The sequence below is a fragment of the Bradyrhizobium sp. ORS 86 genome (assembly GCF_045571475.1).
Taxonomy (GTDB): Bacteria; Pseudomonadota; Alphaproteobacteria; order Rhizobiales; family Xanthobacteraceae; genus Bradyrhizobium.
Map to the genome: position 1 here is coordinate 374,839 of NZ_CP120699.1, position 20,906 is coordinate 395,744.

The following is a 20,906-nucleotide window of genomic DNA, read 5'->3' on the forward strand; positions in this document are numbered from 1 at the left end:
CAAACACTTTCGCGCCCGAGGGCGCATCGCGCTGTCGGGCGTTGACCTCCGGCCTCCAGGGCCGGTCGGCGGGTCGAAAAGACGGATCTTTCCGAGAAAGTGGCGGCGTTAAACGCTGCCGGGGCCGGAAAGTCAAGCAAAGTTTGCTTGCGTTCGCGCGAATGAAAATCCTAAGTCTCTGAAAGAGTTGTGTTTCTCACATTCCAGTTCCGGAAGGCGCGTGGGTCACCCATATAGACGAGGCTGCTCGACCAGCCATTTCGGAATCCCGCTTGCGTCTCACCCGTCACCGCCTTCTCGCTATCCTGACCGGAGCCGCCGCGGCGATCGGCGTTCCATCCACCTGGATCTCATCCATGAAAAGCTACGACGGCCCCATCTCCGATCATTTCGACGGCCTGCGCTTCTTCGATCCCGACGGCGCGCCGCCGAAATCGCTCGCCGCGGTGATGCGCTGGCAATTCGGCGGCGGCCGGCAGCGCTTCGCCTGGCCGGATTGGGTCCCGAGCCCCTATGCCGACACGCCGCCGCCCCGCGTCGACGGTGGCATGGCGCGGCTCTGCTTCGTCGGTCATGCAAGCTGGCTGATCCAGGCCGGCGGCCTCAACGTCCTCATCGATCCCGTGTGGTCGATGCGCGCGTCGCCGTTCCCCTTCGCAGGTCCCAAGCGGCACAATGATCCCGGCATCGCCTTCGAGAAGCTGCCCAGGATCGATGTCGTGCTGGTGTCGCACGGTCATTACGACCATCTCGACGTTGCGACACTGTCGAGGCTCACCAAGACGTTCGGCCCGCGCGTGGTGACGCCGCTCGGCAACGACATCACGATGCGCGAGGCCGATGCCGCGATCAAAGCCGAAGCGTTCGACTGGCATCAGCGCGTCGAGCTCGGAGGCGGGCTTGCCGTGACGCTGGTGCCGACGCGGCACTGGTCGGCGCGCGGCCTGTTCGATCGCAACCGGGCGCTGTGGGCGAGCTTCGTGCTGGAGACGCCGGCCGGCAAGCTCTACATCGTCTGCGATTCCGGCTATGGCGACGGACGGCATTTTCGCCGCGTCGCCGAGGCGCACGGCCCGTTTCGGCTCGCGATCCTGCCGATCGGCGCCTACGAGCCGCGCTGGTTCATGCGCGACCAGCACATGAACCCGGAAGACGCCGTGAAGGCGCTCGCCGATTGCGGCGCGCAACAGGCGCTGGCGCACCATCACGGCACGTTCCAGTTGACCGATGAGGCGATCGACGCCCCGGTGACCGCGCTCGGCGAGGCGCTCGATGCCGCAAGCGTGCCGCGCGAAAAATTCGCAGTGTTGAAGCCGGGACAGGTGTTCGAGATTTGAAGCAGGAGATTTGAAGGTTGTCGTCCCGGCGAAGGCCGGGACGACAATTGCTACTTCTCCTTGATCGACCAGGAGACGCTCACATTGACCGTGAGTGTTTCCTCGCCCTGGGCAACCGGCGTCGGTGCCGCGAATCCCGCCGTGGCCATCTTGGTGCGGAAGACCGGTCCCGGCGCCGAGCCGACTTCCGCAATATTCAGCGGCGCGCCGAGTGTGACGCCCGCGGCCTTGGCGTAGATCTCAGCCTTGCGGCGGGCGTCGGCGATCGCCTTTTCGCGGGCGTCGTCGAGCAGCTTCGAGGCCTGCGACACCGAGAAATTCAGCCCGCCGATATCGTTGGCGCCGGCGCCGACCAGCACATCGATGATGCCTGCGACCTTGCTCACGTCGTGCAGCTTGATGGTGATGCGGTTGCTTGCGTGATAGCCGACGATGCTGGGCGGTGTGGTCGGGGACGGCGCCGGACGGTTGGCGAATTGCGGCTGCAGCGACAGCCGTGACGTCTGATAGTCCTTCTCCGCAATGCCGGCGTCTTTCAGCGCGGCCAGCACCTTCCCCATCGTGACGTTATTGGCCTCGGCGGCTTCGCGCGCGGTCTTGGCGTCGGTGGTGACCCCGGCGTCGAGCTGCGCCTGGTCCGGCGCGGCGGAGACGGTCGCCTCGCCGGTGACCGAAATCGCCGGCGGAAAGTCGTTGTCGGCCAGCGCGGGCGCAGCCAGCAGCGTGGTCGCGATCAGAGTGGTAGCGAAGGGGAGGCCGAGGGGGAGGCGGTGGGTCATCTGGTTCACTTCAAGGGTACGTAGACGTTGATCACGAGCTTGTCTTCAGCGGTCTTCAGGGGATCTGTCATGTATTCTTCGATGAAGGTGTCCTTGGCTTCGAGCTTCTTGTCGTCGAGGTGATTGGTGATCGCCTCGTAGGTGTTGTCCATGTTGTCGTAGGAGCCGCGATGGACGAACTTCAGCGACTTGCCCTCGGGTGAATTGCCCATGCTCATGTTCTTGCCCAGGTTCTTCACGTCCTGATCGACCGGAATCTCGGCGATGAAGGTGAAGCCGGTATCGTCGGTCGAGGTGTAGACGATCATCGGATTGCCCGATGCCTGGACGCTCTGCTTGTCGAGCAGCGCAGTGAGGGTCTTGAAGGCATCGATCAGGGTATCGAAGGCCGAATCCCAGTTGGCGGTGCCCTTGAGCATGACAACCTTTTTCGGCTCCAGCGTGATCGGCTCGCCGAAGGGGTCGGCGGTCTGCACCGGCGCAGCCGGTGGCGCCGCGGGGGTTTGCGAGGCCGTGGGGCTGTCAGCGGGTGATTTGGTCTCGGCCGGTGGAGGCACAGGCGTTGCGGAGGGTGTGGGAGCAGGCGTCGGGCTCGGGCTCGCTGCGGGAGCGGGTGAGGCGGCCGGCGACTGGGCGGACGCCGGGCTTACCAGAGCGATCGCGGCCAAAGGCAGCAGCGCGACCAGGGCCGCGCGGAAGGTGCTGATACGGTTCATTCGGTATTCTCCATCCCATCCCCAGACGGCCGCTTGAGCTGTCCCGGCGCACGGTCCGCAAGGTGCGATATTCCTAACACGCAAGTTCCGCTTTCGTCCCATGACAGATGCGTCATAGGACTATCGATGCTGGCCTTTCAGCCACCACTCGCCATATAAGCGGGCAGAAATTGGGAAAATGCATGAGCGCGCTCGCCAACCACGCATTCGCCAAGATGAACGGCATCGGCAACGAAATCGTCGTCGTCGACCTGCGCGATTCCAAAGCGCAGGTCTCGGCGGCGGAGGCGCGCGCGGTGGCATCGCCCGCGGGCGGCGTGCCCTATGACCAGCTCATGGTGCTGCAGCCGCCGCGGCTGCAGGGCACCGAGGCGTTCATTGCGATCTTCAACAATGACGGCTCGGAGGCCGGCGCCTGCGGCAACGGCATGCGCTGCGTGGTGCGGCGCGTGTTCGAGTCAACTGGCCAGACCACGGCGACCTTCGAGACCCGCGCCGGCCTGCTCAATTGCTGGCAGGGCCCCGCGCCCGATCTCTACACCGTGGACATGGGCGCGCCGAAGTTCGGCTGGCAGGACATTCCGCTGGCGGAGGAATTCCGCGACACCCGCTACATCGAATTGCAGGTCGGGCCGATCGACAATCCGTTGCTGCACTCGCCGTCGGTGGTCAGCATGGGCAATCCGCACGCGATCTTCTGGGTCGAGGACGTCAACGCCTTCGACCTCGAGCGGTTCGGGCCGCTACTGGAAAATCATCCGATCTTCCCGGAGCGCGCCAACATCACGCTCGCCCATATCGTCGATCGCGACCACATCACGATCCGCACCTGGGAGCGTGGCGCGGGCCTCACCAAGGCGTGCGGCTCGGCGGCCTGCGCGACGGCGGTCGCTGCGGCGCGGCTGAAGCGCGCCAACCGCGTTGTCGAGATCACCCTGCCGGGCGGCAAGCTCGGCATCGAATGGCGCGAGCGCGACGATCACGTGCTGATGACCGGCACCGCCGAGTTCGAATATGAGGGCCGCTTCGATCCGGCGCTGTTCGCCGGTACGGCCTGACCATCATGGGCGTCGACGTTGTCACTTTCGGCTGCCGGCTCAACGCGTTCGAGTCCGAAGTGATTCGCCGCGAGGCAGAGCAGGCGGGTCTTGCCGACGCCATCGTCATCAATAGCTGTGCCGTCACCAACGAGGCGGTGGCGCAGGCCCGGCAGTCGATCCGCAAACTGAAGCGCGAGCGGCCGGCGGCACGCATCGTTGTTACCGGCTGCGCGGCGCAGACCCAGGCCGAGATGTTCGCAGGCATGGCCGAGGTCGATCGCGTCGTCGGCAATGACGAGAAAATGCGCGGCGAGGTCTGGCGCGCGACCCGCGCAGCGTTCGATATCGGCGCAAGCGAGAAGGTCGCCGTTGCCGACATTATGGCGGTGACGGAGATGGCGCCGCATCTGCTCGACGGCTTCGAGCGCGGCTTGCCGCGGGTGTTCGTGCAGGTGCAGAACGGCTGCGACCATCGCTGCACCTTCTGCATCATTCCCTATGGCCGCGGCAATTCGCGCTCGGTGCCGATGGGTGCGGTGGTCGATCAGGTCCGCACGCTGGTCGCGCGCGGCCACGCCGAGATCGTGCTGACCGGCGTCGATCTCACGAGCTACGGCGCCGACCTGCCGGGCGCGCCGAAGCTCGGCCAGTTGACCAGGCAGATCCTGCGGCATGTGCCCGAGCTGAAGCGGCTGCGCATCTCCTCGATCGATTCGATCGAGGCCGACCGCGATCTGCTCGACGTCATCGCCGATGATGCGCGGCTGATGCCGCATCTGCACTTGTCGCTGCAATCCGGCGACGACCTGATCCTCAAGCGGATGAAACGCCGGCATTCGCGAAAGGACGCGATCGACTTCTGCGCGCAGGTGCGGCGGCTGCGGCCGGACATCGCCTTCGGCGCCGACATCATCGCGGGCTTCCCGACCGAGACCGAGGAGATGTTCTCGCGATCGCTCGACCTGATCGAGGAATGCGATCTCACCTTCCTGCACGTGTTTCCCTATTCGCGGCGTCCGGGGACGCCGGCCGCGCGGATGCCGCAGGTCGCAGGCGGTGCGATCAAGGAGCGTGCCAAGCGATTACGTGCGGCGGGCGAAGCCGCGCTACAGCGGCGGCTGGCATCGGAGGTCGGCGCCACGCGCGAGGTGCTGATCGAAAGCAGCAAGCAGGGCCGCACCGAGCACTTCCTGCCTGTCGCGATCGATGGCGATGTGCCGGGCGCAGTGCGGCGGCTCATCGTGACCGGTCACGACGGCGCGCGCCTCGTTGGGTCGTGCGGCGACGCCAGCCAGGGTGTGTGCGCACATAACATAGCGACGTCCGCCTTGCCTTCGAAAGGCGACGTCGAGCCGACGTGAATCCATGTCAGCCATGGGGCCACAGGCGGAGTACTCCATTTGAGCAGGAGGACTTTCGTTTCGCGATTCTGTAACGATCCGAGGACGGCCTGCGTTGGGACAGGGTGCCTGTCGGATAACTTCGCTTGCTCTGATACAGCGTTGCACATTAGATATCCGGATAATCGTTGCTGCCGTGAAACCATCTAGTTCAACGATGCAGCGCTTCGAGCAATCAATTCTGCCCTGATCTTGCGTGAGGCAAATCTCTATTCGCGATAAGGACATTGATCGTCGGCTTCGGGTCCGCGGCGCGTAATACTTGCGGCAGCAAATCGCGTCGGACCTGCCTCCGAAACGAGCCCAAGAAAGGCCTGTTGCGTTCGTCGCGATGGACCGCAGCGAGATATGAGCGATCGTCATCGATGTCCGGTCGATCATCAATCTCGCTCAACGAGCTTGCAAGGTTCGCGCGCCGGCTCGGATATTTGAGCGAGGGCAGAGTGCGTGTTTGATCAGTCCGGGTCATTGCGTTCGCGCTTTGTGGACGGGGGTAAACCAAACCCTGGCGTCATCGAACGAGGCCCATAGTCGCCGATGGCCCGCAGTCGGATAGATCACCATGCCGGAGAAACAGCCAAGCGCGGATATGGAGGCTGCTCTCAAGCACTGGCTCGAAACCGTTGACCTCGGCCAGTACAGCGAGCTCTTTGTGCAGCATCGTATCGGTTTGGACGTCCTGCCCGATCTGACCGAGCAGGATCTGGCCGAACTTGGACTTCCGCTCGGAGATCGCAAGCGCTTGCGGCGCGCGGTCGCTTCCTTGACCCGTTCCGCAAAAAGTTTGGCCGGCGGCAGGAACGTTGCAGAAGGGCTGGTGGCGCGTGCCGAGCGGCGGCAGCTAACCGTGATGTTCTGTGACATGGTCGGATCGACCCCGCTGTCCGAACAGTTCGATCCCGAAGACGTCCGCGACGTCATCGCGAGCTTCAGGGAAAAGTGCGTCAGCGTGGTCAAGCGGTACGAAGGCTTCGCGGCCCGCTACCTTGGGGACGGCATTCTGGTCTATTTCGGCTATCCGAACGCGCATGAGGATGACGCCGAGCGGTCGGTGCGCGCTGCGCTCGAAATCGTACGAAGCCTGTCATCGGCGAGAGCGGGTGACGCCCGCGGAGTCACCGGTCATGGACCCAGTGTGCGCATCGGGATTGCGACTGGCCTTGTTGTCGTCGGAGATTTGGTTGGACAGGACACCGAGGAGCGCGATTCCGCAGTCGGCGAGACGCCAAATCTGGCTGCCCGGTTGCAGACTCTGGCGCCTCCGGACGGCGTCGTCATTGCGTCTTCGACGCAATCCCTGCTGAGAGGAAAGTTCGATTACCAGGACCTCGGATTTCACGCGCTGAAGGGGATATCCGCGAAGGCTCGGGCCTGGCTCGTGGTTCGGCCCTCCCGCGCGGAAACGCGATTTGCCGCAGCCATGGGCTCCAGATTGACGCCGCTGGTCAACCGCGCCGATGAGGTGGCGTTGCTGCTCACGCGCTGGCAGCACGCGAAAGCGCGTGAGGGCCAGGTTGTGCTGCTGACGGGGGAGCCGGGAATTGGAAAGTCCCGGATCGTCCAGGAGCTGCGCGAGCGGATCGCAAGCGATCAGCATGGACAGGTTTCGTTCCAGTGCTCTCCCTATTACAGCAGCACCGCTTTCCATCCCTTCATCGCGCAGCTCAAATTCGCGCTCGGCCTTGACGGCGAGAGCGCGTCTGCGCTGTGGCTAAACAGCCTTGAGGCTGGTGTCGCCGCCTCGAATGATGACGCGGCAACGGTGGTGCCGATCCTTGCGGCATTGCTTTCAATTCCCATCGGGGACCGCTACGCGGCCCTGGATCTCTCGCCGCAACAGCAGAAGGATGCAACCGTTGCCACGCTCGTCAACCGTCTGCTTGCGCAAGCGCGCGAGCAACCGCTCCTGATCGATTTTGAGGACGCGCATTGGATCGACCCGACCTCGCGGGACGTGCTCGATCTCCTGGTGGAGAACGTTCGCAACACGCCGATCCTCGTCGTGATCACCTGTCGTCCGGAGTTTCAGCCGGGCTGGAAGGCTCACGCACACACTATCACGGCGAGACTCAAGCGGCTCGGCCGAGAGGTCCGCACGCGATTGGTCGAATGTGTGGCGGGAGACAAGGAGCTTCCCAGAGAGGTGGTTGAGGACATCGTTGTCAAAACCGATGGCGTGCCGCTCTTCCTTGAAGAGCTGACCAAGGCCGTTCTCGAATCCGACGTCCTGACTGAACAACATGGACGCTACGTCTTGTCCGGTCCGTGGCATCAGCTCGCTATTCCCGCGACACTGAACGATTCCCTGATGGCCCGGCTCGACCGGATGGGATCGTTCAAGAAAATCGCGCAGATCGGCGCTACCATCGGCCGCGAGTTCTCTTATGAGGCTCTTCGCGAAGTTGCCGACGCGCCGGCGGACCAGCTCGAAGCAGCCCTGAACCATCTGGAGGCGGCCGGATTGATCGTCCGCTTCGGCTTCCTGCCGGAGGCGCTGTACTCGTTCAAGCACGTGATGATCCAGAATGCGGCGCGTGAAAGCCTGTTGCACAGCGAAAGAAGGACGCTGCATGCCAAGATCGCGCGTGTGCTGGCCGAAAAATATCCGGAAAAGACCGAGCGCGAACCGGAGCTTCTCGCCTACCATCTGACCGAATCAGGCCAAAGCGAACCGGCTGCGAGTTTCTGGCTCAAGGCCGGCAAGCAGGCCGCGATGAAGGGCGCGACTCTGGAGGCGATCGGTCATTTGCGTCGTGGGCTTGCCGTTCTGCAAGCCTCACCCGGCATGCAGGGCCGAAACGAGTCCGAGCTCGAGCTTCGCATCGCCCTGGGCACCGCGCTGATCGCGGCGAAGGGATACGCCGTGCAGGAAGTCGAGGAGAACTATGTTCGCGCGCTCGAACTCGGCCGGCATCTTGACGACGCGGCGAAGGTCTTTGCGGCAACGCGCGGGCTTTGGGTGTGCCACTTTATCCGTGGCGATCTCGCACGGGCGCATGAGCTGAGCGCGGAGCTCCTGAAGTTCGCAAGGCGCGAGGCACTGAACCGACGATCGCCCGCGACGCAACAGACTGGATATCTGATCGAGGCGCATCGGGCGATCGCGATGACCATGCTGTACCGCGGGCGATTTGTCGCCGCCGAGCATCATCTTCAGCGCTTCAGGAGCCTGTACAGTCCGGAGCTGCACGGCGCCCTGACGGCGACGCATGGCATCCACCCCGGCGTCGTCTCGCTGTCGTATCTTGGGTATCTATCGTGGTTTCTGGGCCGTCCCGACGCGGCGCGCCAGTATAGCCAGCAGGCCATTTCGGAGGCCGAAGACCTTCGCCACCCCTTCACGCTGTCGTTTGCTCTGACCTTTGGCGCTTACGTTTGCCAGCATCTTCGCGATGTCGAAGCGACCCGCGATTACGCCAACAGGGCGCTGGTCCTCGCATCGGAACACGGCTTCCTGCATTGGAAGTATCAGACAACCATCCTGCGAGGATGGGCGATGACCGAGCTTGGGAATGTCGATGAGGGCTTGAAGCAGATGCGAATAGGTATCGACGGCTACGAGGGCATGAGCGCCTGGCTCGCCAGTTGCTGGTTCAGGAGCCTGATCGCAAAGGCTTATGCAAAGGCCGGCTTGCCGGATGCTGCCCGGCACGAACTCGACAGCGCATCGGCGATCGGGAGAAGAACGGGAGAGCATTTTTACGAGGCCGAGATCTATCGTCTGCAGGGCGAGATGGCGCTGGATGATGGCAAATCAGTCTCCGTCGAATCCGCAGAGCGATTGTTCCTCGCCTCGATCGAGCTGGCGCGCAGGCAAAACGCGCGGTCCTTTGAATTGCGATCAGCCGTCAGTCTGGCGCGCCTATGGCGCCGTTCCGGCAAACACGCGCGAGCGGCTGAGCTGCTGCTGCCCGTCGTCCGAACCTTCACGGAAGGTCTGCTTACGTCCGACCTCAAGGAGGCGTTCGAGCTGGCGAATGAACTGAGAGCGGAAATGCGCGGAGATCATGAGTGGAGCGGGCGTGTCTGAGGATGTCGAGGCGCCCCCGGGGCCAAGCGCAATCGCGTATCGTAGTTCTCGCCTGCGGTGAGTCCGGAATGACCGTACAACGTGCGACAAATTAACCCGACGGGCAAAATTCCGCTTCGCGTTTGACCCAACTCAGAAGTCTAATGCACCCGTCTCACCCGCCTGAGGGGCGCTTCGCGATCGTCACGAGTGCCGGGTCGAGATGCGGTGGACGCCGCTTGCGCAACTGACGAGTGCGCATGAGGCGGACGGCGAAGTCGTGCAGGCCTGACGCCCTAGTGGCAGGTGTCCTGTTGCAAGATGCAATTGCGTCTTGCAACGGCGGTGACAACCAAGCCCAGTCTCGCCGGGGCGAGCACGTATAAGCCGTAACCCATCGCGCAGGGAAAGCCGGGCTTGCTCCGGTTACACCTGTGGTCCTACCCCCGGTGCTACTTTTATTGCACCGGGCCCATGGGTGCGATCGGCACCCGGCTTTCCCTGCGCCCTCTCTTCAAGGAGAGAGCGGAATGAATGGCAAGACTCGGACAGATCATGTCGCGAGAACGCAACGCCATATCCCAACGACTGTCATCGCGCGCGAAAGCGGGCGATCCAGTATTCCAGAGGCAGCAGTGATTGATCCTACAGGCCGCAGTGTACTGCATCCCCCGCATGCGCGGGGGATGACGGCGGAGGGGTCGATGATGGCGGCCCCGTCATTGCACAGCTCGGAATCTCGGTCGGTCAGATGTCCGAGATCACTCGCCGTTCCAGCCGCAGGCCTTGAGCCGCTCGTGCATATGCGCCGGCGCCGGCGCGATCACCTGCACGGGCTCCTTGTTCCTGGAGATCGGGATGCCGATCTCGCGGGAATGCAGGTGCAGGATCGGCTCACCGAAGCGCGGGCCGTTGCCGTAGATATTGTCGCCGATGATCGGCCAGCCGGCAGCGGCGGAATGCACCCGAAGCTGATGGGTGCGGCCGGTGACCGGCTCCATCGCAAGCCAGGTGAGGCCGTCGCCGCGTCCCAGCACCTTCCAGTTGGTGACTGCCTTCTGTCCGTCGGGGTCCGGCTTCTGCCACCAGCCGCGCTCGGCGTTGAGCCTGCCGAGCGGCAAGTCGATGGTGCCCTCGTCTTCAGCCGGGCCGCCCTCGACCACGGTCCAATAAGTCTTCGAGATCTTGCCGTGCTTGAACAGCAATCCGAGCGAAGCGGTCGCCTTGCGGTGGCGTCCCAGCACCAGGCAGCCGGAGGTGTCCTTGTCGAGCCGGTGCGCGAGAACCGGTGGCCGCGGCAGTCCGAACCGCAGCGCGTCGAACGACGCCTCCAGATTGGGCCCGCCCTTTGGGCCGCGATGCACCGGCAGCCCGGCTGGCTTGTCGATGACCAGCATCAACCCGTCGCGGTGGAGCACCCGAGCCAGGATTTCTTCCGCGGTCAGATAGGGAACATCGATCAATTGGTCGAGACTTTCGTTTGCGAGGCGAAACGGCTAACACACCTGCACCATGAACGATACCACTGCGGGAACTCCAAAACTGAGCTGGTGGCAGCGGCTGAAGGGCGGCCTGAAGCGGACCTCCGGTGCGCTCGGGACGGCGGTCGCCGATCTCGTCGTCAAACGCAAGCTCGATCGCGCCATGCTCGATGATATCGAGGATGTGCTGCTGCGCGCCGATCTTGGCACCGAGGTCGCCGTGCGCATCGCCGATGCCGTCGGCAAGGGGCGCTACGACAAGGCGATCTCCGCTGACGAGGTGAAGGAGGTGGTCGCGACCGAGGTCGAGAAGGTGCTGGCGCCGGTGGCGAAGCCGCTCGAGATCGACCCCTCGAAGCAGCCGTTCGTCATCCTCGTCGTCGGCGTCAACGGCTCCGGCAAGACCACAACGATCGGCAAGCTCGCCGCGAAATTCTCCGCCGAGGGCCGCAAGGTGATGCTCGCCGCCGGCGACACCTTCCGTGCCGCGGCGATCGAGCAGCTCAAGGTCTGGGGTGAGCGCACCAAATCGCCGGTCATCGCCGGGGCGCAAGGCTCGGATTCCGCGAGCCTCGCCTTCAGCGCGCTGACCGCGGCAAAGGAGCAGCAGCGCGACGTGCTGCTGATCGATACCGCCGGCCGCTTGCAGAACAAGTCCGAACTGATGAACGAGCTTGAAAAGGTCGTGCGCGTCATCAGGAAGGTCGATGCGACGGCGCCGCACGCGGTGCTGCTGGTGCTCGACGCCACGGTGGGACAAAATGCACTGTCGCAGGTCGAGGCGTTTCATCGCACCGCAGGGGTCACGGGTCTCGTGATGACCAAGCTTGATGGCACCGCGCGGGGCGGCATCCTGGTCGCGCTGTCGGAGAAGCACAAGCTGCCGGTGCATTTCATCGGCGTCGGCGAAGGCGTCGAGGATCTCGCGCCGTTCACGGCGAACGATTTTGCCAAGGCGATCGCCGGAATTGAAACTTAGGTTTTCGTCATGCCCCGCGAAAGGCGGGGCATCCAGTACGCCGCGCCGCTCACTGGAATCGAGACCTCTCGGAGTACTGGATCACCCGCCATCGCGGGTGATGACGGCAACAAAGGTTACGTAATGGACAAGACTCAGCCGCACCCGCTGTTCAAGCTCGCCACCGAACTCGGGCCGCTGCTCGTGTTCTTCATCGCCAACGCAAAGTACCATCTGTTCGTCGCGACCGGCGCGTTCATGGTCGCGATCGTCGCGGCGATGATCGCGTCCTATGTGGTGACCAAGCATGTGCCGATCATGGCGCTGGTCACCGGGGTGATCGTGCTGGTGTTCGGCACGCTGACGTTGGTGCTGCACGACGAGACTTTCATCAAGGTCAAACCGACCATCATCTACGGCCTGTTCGCGGCGGTGCTCGGCGGCGGATTGCTGTTCGGCCGCTCGTTCATCGCCGTCATGTTCGATCAGATGTTCAACTTGACGCCGAAGGGTTGGCGCATCCTCACGCTGCGCTGGGCGTTGTTTTTCGCCGGCATGGCGATCCTGAACGAGATCGTCTGGCGCACGCAGACCACGGATTTCTGGGTGAACTTCAAGGTGTTCGGCGTGACGCCGCTGACCATGATCTTCGCCATCGCCCAGATGCCGCTGACCAAGCGCTACCACCTCGAGCCGGTCTCGCTGGAGGCCAGCGAAGCCGAAGCGGGCGACGTGCGGCAGGGCTAGCTGCCGGCTGCCAGCGCCTTCTCGATCTCGGCCTTGAGCACGGTGTTGACGTTATCAGGGGTCACCGGGCCGACCAGCTTGTAGACGATCTTGCCCTCGCGGCCGACCACGAACGTCTCGGGCACGCCGTAGACGCCCCATTCGATCGAGGCGCGGCCGTTGCCGTCGACGCCGACGATGCCGAACGGATTGCCGTAGCGGCCGAGGAAGCGCCGGGCGTTGTCGGGCGCGTCCTTGTAGTTGATGCCGATGATCTGGAATCGCTTGTCCTTGCCGAGGTCGGTCAGCAGTGGCGCCTCGTCGTGGCAGGGCACGCACCAGGATGCCCAGACGTTGACGACGCTGACCTTGCCCTTGAACACGGTGGGATCGAGACCCGGAACCGGCACGCCGTCCTTCACCAGGCCGTCGAGCGCGGGCAGCGCCGTCTGCGGCGCCGGGCGGCCGATCAATGCCGACGGAATCTTCGAGGGATCGTCGCCATAGAGCCGCAGCAGGAACAGGCCGGCAAGCCCGAGGAAGATGATCAGCGGCAGCGCCACCAGCCAGCGCCGGCCCTGCGGCGGGGAATCGGTGGCCTGCTCGCTCATCGGATCTCTCTCGCGCTGCGCCCGGAGCGCCGCGTCACGCCGCTGGCCTCAATCTGTTTGAGGCGGGCCTGCTGCCGGCGATAGTCGGTGACGATCCAGAGGATCAGCAATAGCACCACGGCCGCGACCAGCAGGTAGGACGTCACGATGAAGGGCGCGTAGGGTCCGAGCGACATCGTCAGGCCGCCCCGATTTCGTTCGACGCGGTTCCTTCGCGCGAGCCGCTGCCGGTTTCGCTGGTAAACGCGATGCGGCTGGCTTGCATCATCTGCAGGCTGCGCACGCGGCGGCGCAGGATCTCGTTGCGCATCGCCGCCAGGTGCAGCGTGACGAACAAGAACGTGAACGCCAGCGCCATCACCAGCAGCGGCCACAGGAACGCCTTGTCGAGCGTCGAGCCGCCCATGCGGAACACGGAGGCCGGCTGATGCAGCGTGTTCCACCAATCGACCGAGAACTTGATGATCGGGATGTTGATCGCGCCGACCAAGGTGAGGACCGCCGCCGCCCTTGCCGCACGCGAGGGATCCTCCACCGCGCGCCACAGCGCCATCAGGCCGAGATACATCAGGAACAGGATCAGCACCGAGGTCAGCCGCGCATCCCACTCCCAATAGGTGCCCCACATCGGCCGGCCCCACAGCGAACCGGTGACCAGCGCAAGGAAGGTGAAGGCGGCACCGATCGGCGCCGCGGCCTTCGCCGCGACATCGGCCAGCGGATGGCGCCACACCAGTGTGCCGAGCGCGGCGACACTCATGACGCCCCAAACGAACATCGACAGCCAGGCGTTCGGCACGTGGATGAACATGATCTTCACCGTGGCGCCCTGCTGGTAATCATCGGGCGCCATGGCCGATTGATAGAGGCCGATCGCGAGTAGGATCGCGGTCGCGCCCGCCAGCCATGGCAGGATGCGTGCGGTCAGCGCCAGGAACCTGGTCGGGTTGGCAAGGTCGATCAGCGTCATAGCACCCTGATAGTCGTCTGATGTGTCGCAGGCAATCGGCCGAAGTGCTCTCGTCAAGAATTGATCGGGCGCAATGTCAGTCCAGCCCGTGCCGCAGGCTCGCGGCAGCGGCAAACGGGCCGATCACGAAGCTGACGAGAGAGAGCGCGCAGAGGATCGAGAACGGCGTTCCGAACGGCACCGGGCCGGATATCGCGGCCTGCGATGCCGCAACGCCGAAGATCAGCACGGGGATCGACAGCGGCAGCACCAGCACCGCCAGCAACAGCCCGCCCCGATGCAGCGTCACGGCCAGTGCCGCGCCGATCATGCCGGTGAAGGTCAGCGCCGGCGTTCCCGCGAGCAGCGTCAGTGCGACCGCCAGCGTCGCGCTGCCGTCGAGATTGAGCAGCAGGCCGAGCGCAGGCGTCGCCACGATCAGCGGCAGGCCCGCCGCGAGCCAGTGCGCCAGCGCCTTGGCCGCGCAGGCGAGTTCCAATGGCGTCCGGCTCATCACGAGGAGGTCGAGCGAGCCGTCGTCATGGTCGGCCATGAACAGGCGGTCGAGGGTGAGCAGGCTTGCCAGCAACGCGCCAAGCCAAAGGATCGCGGGGCCGAGCCGCGACAGCAGCGCGAGATCCGGCCCCACCGCAAACGGCATCAGCACCGTGACGGCCAGGAAGAACAGCACGCCGATCAGCGCGCCGCCGCCGACGCCGACGCGCAGCGCGATCCTGATGTCGCGACGGATCAATGCAGCGAGCGCGGTCATGCCGCGCCTCCCATCCGCAGGTCGCGCGATTCGAGTCCGAGCGGTAGGTGGGTCGCGGCGATGATGAGTCCGCCGCCCGCGAGATGATCGCGCATCAATCCGACGAACAACTCCTGGCCGGCAGCATCCAGCGCTGATGTCGGCTCGTCGAGCAGCCACACCGGCCGTCGCACCGACAGCAGGCGCGCGATCGACAGCCGGCGGCGCTGGCCGGCGGAGAGATACGCCGCCGGCAGATGCGCGGCGTGGTCCAGCGCCACGGCGGCGAGGCACTGTTCGGCGTCCTCCGCCTTGCCACCGAGGAATTCGCGCCAGAACGACAGATTCTCAAGCACGCTGAGCGCCGGCTTCAGCGCATCGCGGTGGCCGAGATAGTGTGCCTGTTCGGGCAGGCTCAGTTCGACATCGCCGCCGTCCAATGCGATCGCGCCCTCGACGGGAACCAGCAGCCCCGCAATGACGCGCAGGAGCGACGTCTTCCCCGAGCCGTTCGGGCCCGTGACAGCGACGATCTCGCCGGAGGAGGCCGAAAAATCCAGACCGGAAAACACCTCACGGCCGCCGCGCACGCATGTCAGATTTCGCCCCGAGAGCCGCATGTTTCTCCTTGTCACAGCCCTCTGAAATCTTTGGCTACCGCGTGAGAATTTTTGGGTCGCGCAATGCTGTCGCACGCTTGTCGGTGTGGCGGCGCTTCTAGAAAGATTCTATAAGCCCGGAACTTGATGCAGCACACAGTCGGCGGCCGCAAGTCACCTGGCCGATCCTCACGGCCGGCGCGGTCGACGGTGTTAAAATACCTCTCATGGGTATAACTGAGAATTGGGATTCCTCGCATGACCTCGCTCGACAGCTTCAAATGCCGCAAGACCATGAAGGTCGGTGGCAAGACCTACGTCTATTACAGCCTGCCCCAGGCAGAGAAGAACGGACTGAAGGGTATCTCGAAGCTGCCGTATTCGATGAAGGTTCTGCTGGAGAACCTGCTGCGCAATGAGGACGGCCGCACGGTCAAAAAGGACGACATCGTCGCGGTCTCGAAATGGCTGAAGAAGCGCCAGCTCGAGCATGAGATCGCCTTCCGTCCGGCGCGGGTGCTGATGCAGGACTTCACCGGCGTTCCGGCGGTGGTCGATCTCGCGGCGATGCGCAACGCGATGCAGAAGCTCGGCGGCGATGCCGAGAAGATCAATCCGCTGGTGCCGGTCGATCTCGTCATCGATCACTCGGTGATCGTCAACTTCTTCGGCGACAACAAGGCGTTCGCGAAGAACGTGGTCGAGGAATACAAGCAGAATCAGGAGCGCTACGAGTTCCTGAAGTGGGGCCAGAAGGCGTTCTCGAACTTCTCGGTGGTGCCGCCCGGCACCGGCATCTGCCACCAGGTTAATCTCGAATATCTCGCGCAGACAGTGTGGACCAAGAAAGAGAAGATGACGGTCGGCAAGAAGACCGGCACCTTCGAGGTCGCCTATCCCGACTCGCTGGTCGGCACCGATTCGCACACCACGATGGTCAACGGCCTCGCCGTGCTCGGCTGGGGCGTCGGCGGCATCGAGGCCGAAGCCTGCATGCTCGGCCAGCCGCTGTCGATGCTGCTGCCGGAAGTGGTCGGCTTCAAGCTCAAGGGTCAGCTCAAGGAAGGCGTCACCGCAACCGACCTCGTGCTGACGGTCACCCAGATGCTGCGCAAGCAGGGTGTGGTCGGCAAGTTCGTCGAGTTCTTCGGCCCGGGCCTTGACTATCTCTCGGTCGCAGACAAGGCGACCATCGGCAACATGGCGCCCGAATACGGCGCGACCTGCGGCTTCTTCCCGGTCGACGCTGCGACCATCGACTACCTGAAGACCTCGGGCCGCAAGGCTGATCGCGTCAAGCTGGTGCAGTCCTACGCCAAGGCGCAGGGTCTGTTCCGCACCGCCAAGTCGGCCGATCCGGTGTTCACCACCACGCTGACGCTGGACCTCGGCGACGTCGTGCCGTCGATGGCCGGGCCGAAGCGCCCCGAGGGCCGCATCGCATTGCCGTCGGTCGCCTCCGGCTTCGCCAGCGCACTGGCCAACGAGTACAAGAAGCCTGATGGTGAGGAAAAGCGCTACGCCGTCGAGGGCCGCGATTTCGATCTTGGCCATGGCGACGTCGTGATCGCCGCGATCACCTCCTGCACCAACACTTCGAACCCGAGCGTGTTGATCGGCGCCGGCCTCTTGGCGCGCAATGCGGCCGCCAAGGGCCTGAAGGCCAAGCCGTGGGTGAAGACCTCGCTCGCGCCGGGCAGCCAGGTGGTTGCGGAATATCTCGCCAATTCCGGCCTGCAGAAGGATCTCGACAAGGTCGGCTTCAACCTGGTCGGCTTCGGCTGCACCACCTGCATCGGCAATTCCGGCCCGCTGCCGGAGGAGATCTCGAAGTCGATCAACGACAACGGCATCGTCGCCGCCGCGGTGCTGTCGGGCAACCGCAACTTCGAAGGCCGCGTCTCGCCGGACGTGCAGGCGAACTACCTCGCCTCGCCGCCGCTCGTGGTCGCGCATGCGCTTGCCGGCACCGTGACCAAGGATCTCGCGGTCGAGCCGCTCGGCATCGGCAAGGACGGCAAGCCGGTGTTCCTGAAGGACATCTGGCCGACGGCGAAAGAGATCAACGCCTTCATGAAGAAGTATGTCACGGCGACGATCTTCAAGAAGAAGTACGCCGACGTGTTCAAGGGCGATACCAACTGGCGCAAGATCAAGACCAGCGAGAGCGAGACGTATCGCTGGAACATGAGCTCGACCTATGTGCAGAACCCGCCTTACTTCGAAGGCATGAAGAAGGAGCCCGAACCGATCGCCGACGTGGTCGATGCGCGGATCCTTGCGATGTTCGGCGACAAGATCACGACCGACCACATCTCGCCGGCCGGTTCGATCAAGCTCACCTCGCCCGCCGGCAAGTTCCTGAGCGAGCACCAGGTGCGTCCTGCCGACTTCAACCAGTACGGCACGCGCCGCGGCAACCATGAAGTGATGATGCGCGGCACCTTCGCCAACATCCGCATCAAGAACTTCATGCTGAAGGGCGCCGACGGGAATATTCCGGAAGGCGGATTGACCAAGCATTGGCCCGACGGCGAGCAGATGTCGATCTACGACGCGGCGATGAAGTACCAGCATGAGGGCGTGCCGCTGGTGGTGTTCGCCGGCGCCGAATACGGCAACGGCTCGTCGCGCGACTGGGCCGCAAAGGGCACCCGCCTGCTCGGCGTGCGCGCGGTGATCTGCCAGAGCTTCGAGCGCATCCATCGCTCCAACCTGGTCGGCATGGGTGTGCTTCCACTCACCTTCCAGGAAGGCACGTCATGGTCCTCGCTCGGTCTCAAGGGCGACGAGACGGTCACGATCCGCGGGCTCCAGGGTGACCTGAAGCCGCGTCAGACGTTGACTGCCGAGATCACGTCGAATGGCGGTGGCAAGAAGGAAGTCCCGCTGCTCTGCCGGATCGATACGCTCGACGAGCTCGATTACTATCGCAACGGTGGCATCCTGCACTATGTGCTGCGCAAACTCGCCGCCTAGGCCCTTTGTTTGAGCATGATCTCCGCGCAAACGCCTTGCGTTTGTCGCGGGGGAAAACCGCTTCACACTTTTCCGGATCATGCTCCAACGCGGATTTGTGATCAGTGCCTCACCGCTTAGTGAGTAGCGGCTAAAAAGAAGGCGGCCTAAGAAAAGGCCGCTTTCTCGCGTTTTGGGGCACGCGGTTCAGGGACAACTTCATGCTCCGTACAAATACGGATGGAAATCATCACGACTGGTTCGCAGTATGACAGCGATGATGGCCTATAATCGTATCTCGCGATGGTCCAGCGCGCTCGGTATCTGCGCAATCGTCGCCATCATCCGCCCTGCCCACGCCGACCCGCGTGCTGTCGTCGAACTCTTCACCTCACAGGGATGCTCGTCCTGTCCGCCAGCGGATAAGATCATCGGCGATCTTGCGAAAGATCCGAGCGTCATCGCGCTGAGCATGCCGATCGACTATTGGGACTATCTCGGCTGGAAGGATACGCTGGCCGATTCGCGCTTCAGTGCGCGTCAGAAAGCCTATTCGCATATGCGCGGCGATCGCGATGTCTACACGCCGCAGGCCGTGATCAACGGCTCGGCGCATGTGATCGGCAGCGATCGCGCTTCCATCGAGAGCGCCATCAAGGACACCGACAGGAGCGCGGGCGTGATGTCGGTGCCGGTGTCGATGACGCTGACAGGCAAGCAGATCAATGTTTCGGTGGCGGCGTCCAAGTCGCCGGCGGCAGCGCGTGGCGAAGTCTGGATCTGCTCGATCTCGAAATCGGTGCCGATCTCGATTGGACGCGGCGAGAATCGCGGCCGCGAAATCACCTACCACAATGTGGTCCGCAATCTGCTGAAGGTCGGCGACTGGAACGGTTCGTCCGGAAGCTGGACCGTGCCGCTGGAAAACATCACGCGCGAGGGCGTCGATGCCGCCGCGGTGTATGTCCAGGATGGCAGTCGGGACAGGCCGGGCCCCATGCTCGGCGCAGCATTCACGTCACTACACTAAGGTGCGCATGATTGCCTTTTGAGGCCGGCGTCACGCTTTGAGCGAACGCAGGCCTGAGGGCCGCGGGCCGTCTCTCCGAGACATCACCAATATCCGTCCCGAAATCTGTTGCGTTGAGGGTGGCCAGACTCCGCGCGTTTCGATCGGGCGTGAAGGTGGCCAAAAACAAAAAGGACCAACTTTCGTTGGCCCAGTGTTGGGGATCAACTCCCCCGCGTACAGGCCCGATCCCGACGGCCCCGGGGGGCTGGGGGCTGAGGAATCCGGAACCGAAAGGACCGGGCCAACGCAGGGTTTTCTTTTCGCAGAGCAGCGGGGCGGGCGGTGGGCGGAAGTTGGGCAGCAATATGATTCCGCTAACGTTCCCGTGACTCTTTTTTGGACAATCCGTCGCGCCCCTGACATGGTTTACGCCTGCTTTGCATTGTGAATGGCCCCTTGCGATGCCCCTCGCTTAGCGCGATCATGTCAGCCTCGTGACGATCCCGGAGAACGACACCGGCCTTCGGAACAAGGTCGTCACCGGGATGACAGGAGGCGCTCGATGAGTTTGATGTCGGAGGACACTGATCCGAGCGGGATGCGCGCCGTGGCGCGCCCCGCCGCCGCGGCCCAGCCCAACCGCGTGACCTTCAATCGACTTGAGCTCAATCGCATTCTCAATCTGTATGGCCGCATGGTCGCCGATGGCGAGTGGCGCGACTACGCGATCGACTTCCTGAAAGAGCGCGCCGTGTTCTCGGTGTTTCGCCGGGCCTCCGAAGTGCCGATCTACCGGATCGAGAAGGACCCGCGCCTCGCGCGCAAGCAGGGCATGTACAGCGTGATCTCGGCAACAGGCCTGATCCTGCGCCGCGGCCATGAGCTGGAGCGCGTGTTGCTCGTGATCGATCGCAAGCTGGCGTTGGTCTAGGTGGACCAATTCAACGCCGTAGCCCGGATGGAGCGTAGCGCAATCCGGGTTTGCGTCCGCGGATAAACCGGCCCCCGGATTTCGCTTGCGCTCCGTCCGGGCTACGGATCTTGGCTAATCCGTTGGCACCGTTCCGGCACCTTCGCCGAGCTCGCGCTGCATCATCACGGTATCGAGCCAGCGGCCGAACTTCAGGCCGACGCTCGGATGCGTCCCGATCATCTGGAACCCGCATTTGCGATGCATGCCGATCGAGCCGGCGTTGGCGGAATCACCGATCACGGCGATCATCTGCCGAAAGCCGCGGGCTCCACATTCGGCGATCAAGCGCTCCATCAGTTGCAGGCCGATGCCGCGGCGATGGAGCGCGGGATCCAGATAGACCGAGTTCTCGACCGTGAAGCGGTAGGCCGGTCGAGGCCGATAGGGGCCGGCATAGGCATAGCCGACCACGCGACCCTCGTGCGCGGCGACGAAATAAGGAAAGCCGCCATCGATCAGCGCCCGGTAGCGGCGGGTCATCTCGGTGAGGTCGGGCGGAATCAGCTCGAACGTGGCGGTGCCGAAACGCACCGCATGCTCATAGATCGCGGTGATCGAAGGAAGGTCCGCCTCAACGGTCGGCCTGATTTCCGGAATTGACATGGCG

Annotated in this window: 18 protein-coding genes; 9 read left to right on the forward strand and 9 right to left on the reverse strand. The window is 63.9% G+C overall.

All coding sequences use genetic code 11. From position 1 onward, the window contains the following. Positions 1 to 272: 272 nt before the first annotated feature. Positions 273 to 1,337: an MBL fold metallo-hydrolase gene (locus tag P6U25_RS01780; RefSeq protein WP_407149730.1), complete on the forward strand. Its 1,065-nt coding sequence runs from the start codon at positions 273 to 275 to the stop codon at positions 1,335 to 1,337. Between the two features lie 50 nt (positions 1,338 to 1,387). On the opposite strand, the gene P6U25_RS01785 is transcribed toward P6U25_RS01780, so the two are convergent. Together P6U25_RS01785 and P6U25_RS01790 are read right to left on the reverse strand one after the other, a co-directional pair. Then, positions 1,388 to 2,116 carry an SIMPL domain-containing protein gene (locus P6U25_RS01785; RefSeq protein ID WP_407149731.1) on the reverse strand — a complete coding sequence of 243 codons (729 nt, stop codon included), beginning with the start codon at positions 2,114 to 2,116 and terminating at the stop codon, positions 1,388 to 1,390. Positions 2,117 to 2,121: 5 nt separating this feature from the next. After that, positions 2,122 to 2,832, reverse strand: coding sequence for a GyrI-like domain-containing protein (locus P6U25_RS01790; protein WP_407149733.1), 711 nt, complete (start codon positions 2,830 to 2,832; stop codon positions 2,122 to 2,124). Between the two features lie 182 nt (positions 2,833 to 3,014). On the opposite strand from P6U25_RS01790, the gene dapF reads away from it, so the two are divergent. From dapF to P6U25_RS01805, 3 genes are all read left to right on the forward strand, one after another. Continuing rightward, complete coding sequence (gene dapF, locus P6U25_RS01795) at positions 3,015 to 3,890, forward strand: diaminopimelate epimerase (RefSeq protein ID WP_407149734.1); 876 nt, start codon at positions 3,015 to 3,017, stop codon at positions 3,888 to 3,890. Positions 3,891 to 3,895: 5 nt separating this feature from the next. Beyond that, positions 3,896 to 5,233: a tRNA (N(6)-L-threonylcarbamoyladenosine(37)-C(2))-methylthiotransferase MtaB gene (gene mtaB / locus P6U25_RS01800; protein WP_407149735.1), complete on the forward strand. Its 1,338-nt coding sequence runs from the start codon at positions 3,896 to 3,898 to the stop codon at positions 5,231 to 5,233. 601 nt (positions 5,234 to 5,834) lie between these two features. Next, on the forward strand, positions 5,835 to 9,302 hold the full coding sequence (locus P6U25_RS01805) for an ATP-binding protein (RefSeq protein ID WP_407149736.1): 3,468 nt from the start codon (positions 5,835 to 5,837) through the stop codon (positions 9,300 to 9,302). 740 nt (positions 9,303 to 10,042) lie between these two features. Here the strand turns inward: P6U25_RS01805 and P6U25_RS01810 are convergent. Next, positions 10,043 to 10,744, reverse strand: coding sequence for an RluA family pseudouridine synthase (locus P6U25_RS01810; protein WP_407149737.1), 702 nt, complete (start codon positions 10,742 to 10,744; stop codon positions 10,043 to 10,045). Between the two features lie 49 nt (positions 10,745 to 10,793). Here P6U25_RS01810 and ftsY point away from each other — a divergent pair, with 49 nt between their 5' ends. After that, positions 10,794 to 11,741 carry a signal recognition particle-docking protein FtsY gene (gene ftsY, locus P6U25_RS01815; protein WP_407149738.1) on the forward strand — a complete coding sequence of 316 codons (948 nt, stop codon included), beginning with the start codon at positions 10,794 to 10,796 and terminating at the stop codon, positions 11,739 to 11,741. A gap of 123 nt (positions 11,742 to 11,864) precedes the next feature. Beyond that, positions 11,865 to 12,467, forward strand: coding sequence for a septation protein A (locus P6U25_RS01820; protein ID WP_407149739.1), 603 nt, complete (start codon positions 11,865 to 11,867; stop codon positions 12,465 to 12,467). Here the strand turns inward: P6U25_RS01820 and P6U25_RS01825 are convergent. The 5 genes from P6U25_RS01825 to ccmA form a co-directional block, all read right to left on the reverse strand. Beyond that, positions 12,464 to 13,057: a DsbE family thiol:disulfide interchange protein gene (locus tag P6U25_RS01825; RefSeq protein ID WP_407149740.1), complete on the reverse strand. Its 594-nt coding sequence runs from the start codon at positions 13,055 to 13,057 to the stop codon at positions 12,464 to 12,466. The two genes, P6U25_RS01820 and P6U25_RS01825, sit on opposite strands and share 4 nt — an antisense overlap. Continuing rightward, positions 13,054 to 13,233, reverse strand: coding sequence for a heme exporter protein CcmD (gene ccmD, locus P6U25_RS01830; RefSeq protein WP_407149741.1), 180 nt, complete (start codon positions 13,231 to 13,233; stop codon positions 13,054 to 13,056). The genes P6U25_RS01825 and ccmD overlap by 4 nt, the downstream gene beginning before the upstream one ends. 2 nt (positions 13,234 to 13,235) lie before the next feature. Beyond that, positions 13,236 to 14,027: a heme ABC transporter permease gene (locus tag P6U25_RS01835; RefSeq protein WP_407152730.1), complete on the reverse strand. Its 792-nt coding sequence runs from the start codon at positions 14,025 to 14,027 to the stop codon at positions 13,236 to 13,238. 76 nt (positions 14,028 to 14,103) lie between these two features. After that, positions 14,104 to 14,778: a heme exporter protein CcmB gene (gene ccmB / locus P6U25_RS01840; RefSeq protein ID WP_407149742.1), complete on the reverse strand. Its 675-nt coding sequence runs from the start codon at positions 14,776 to 14,778 to the stop codon at positions 14,104 to 14,106. Next, positions 14,775 to 15,377, reverse strand: a complete 603-nt coding sequence (gene ccmA / locus P6U25_RS01845) for a heme ABC exporter ATP-binding protein CcmA (protein WP_407149743.1) — start codon at positions 15,375 to 15,377, stop codon at positions 14,775 to 14,777. The genes ccmB and ccmA overlap by 4 nt, the downstream gene beginning before the upstream one ends. Before the next feature lie 237 nt (positions 15,378 to 15,614). On the opposite strand from ccmA, the gene acnA reads away from it, so the two are divergent. The 3 genes from acnA to P6U25_RS01860 all read left to right on the forward strand — a co-directional run bounded on the left by acnA (position 15,615) and on the right by P6U25_RS01860 (position 20,257). Beyond that, positions 15,615 to 18,335: an aconitate hydratase AcnA gene (acnA, locus tag P6U25_RS01850; RefSeq protein ID WP_407149745.1), complete on the forward strand. Its 2,721-nt coding sequence runs from the start codon at positions 15,615 to 15,617 to the stop codon at positions 18,333 to 18,335. A 247-nt stretch (positions 18,336 to 18,582) separates the two neighbouring features. Next, the gene (locus tag P6U25_RS01855) at positions 18,583 to 19,344 is read left to right on the forward strand and encodes a DUF1223 domain-containing protein (protein ID WP_407149746.1); all 762 of its coding nucleotides are present in this window, start codon (positions 18,583 to 18,585) and stop codon (positions 19,342 to 19,344) included. Positions 19,345 to 19,888: 544 nt separating this feature from the next. After that, positions 19,889 to 20,257, forward strand: a complete 369-nt coding sequence (locus P6U25_RS01860; protein WP_407149747.1) for a DUF2794 domain-containing protein — start codon at positions 19,889 to 19,891, stop codon at positions 20,255 to 20,257. 114 nt (positions 20,258 to 20,371) lie between these two features. Here P6U25_RS01860 and P6U25_RS01865 read toward each other — a convergent pair whose 3' ends face one another. Continuing rightward, positions 20,372 to 20,902 (reverse strand): GNAT family N-acetyltransferase, encoded by a 531-nt coding sequence (locus tag P6U25_RS01865; protein WP_407149748.1) that lies wholly within the window; start codon positions 20,900 to 20,902, stop codon positions 20,372 to 20,374. Between the last annotated feature and the right edge of the window lie 4 nt (positions 20,903 to 20,906).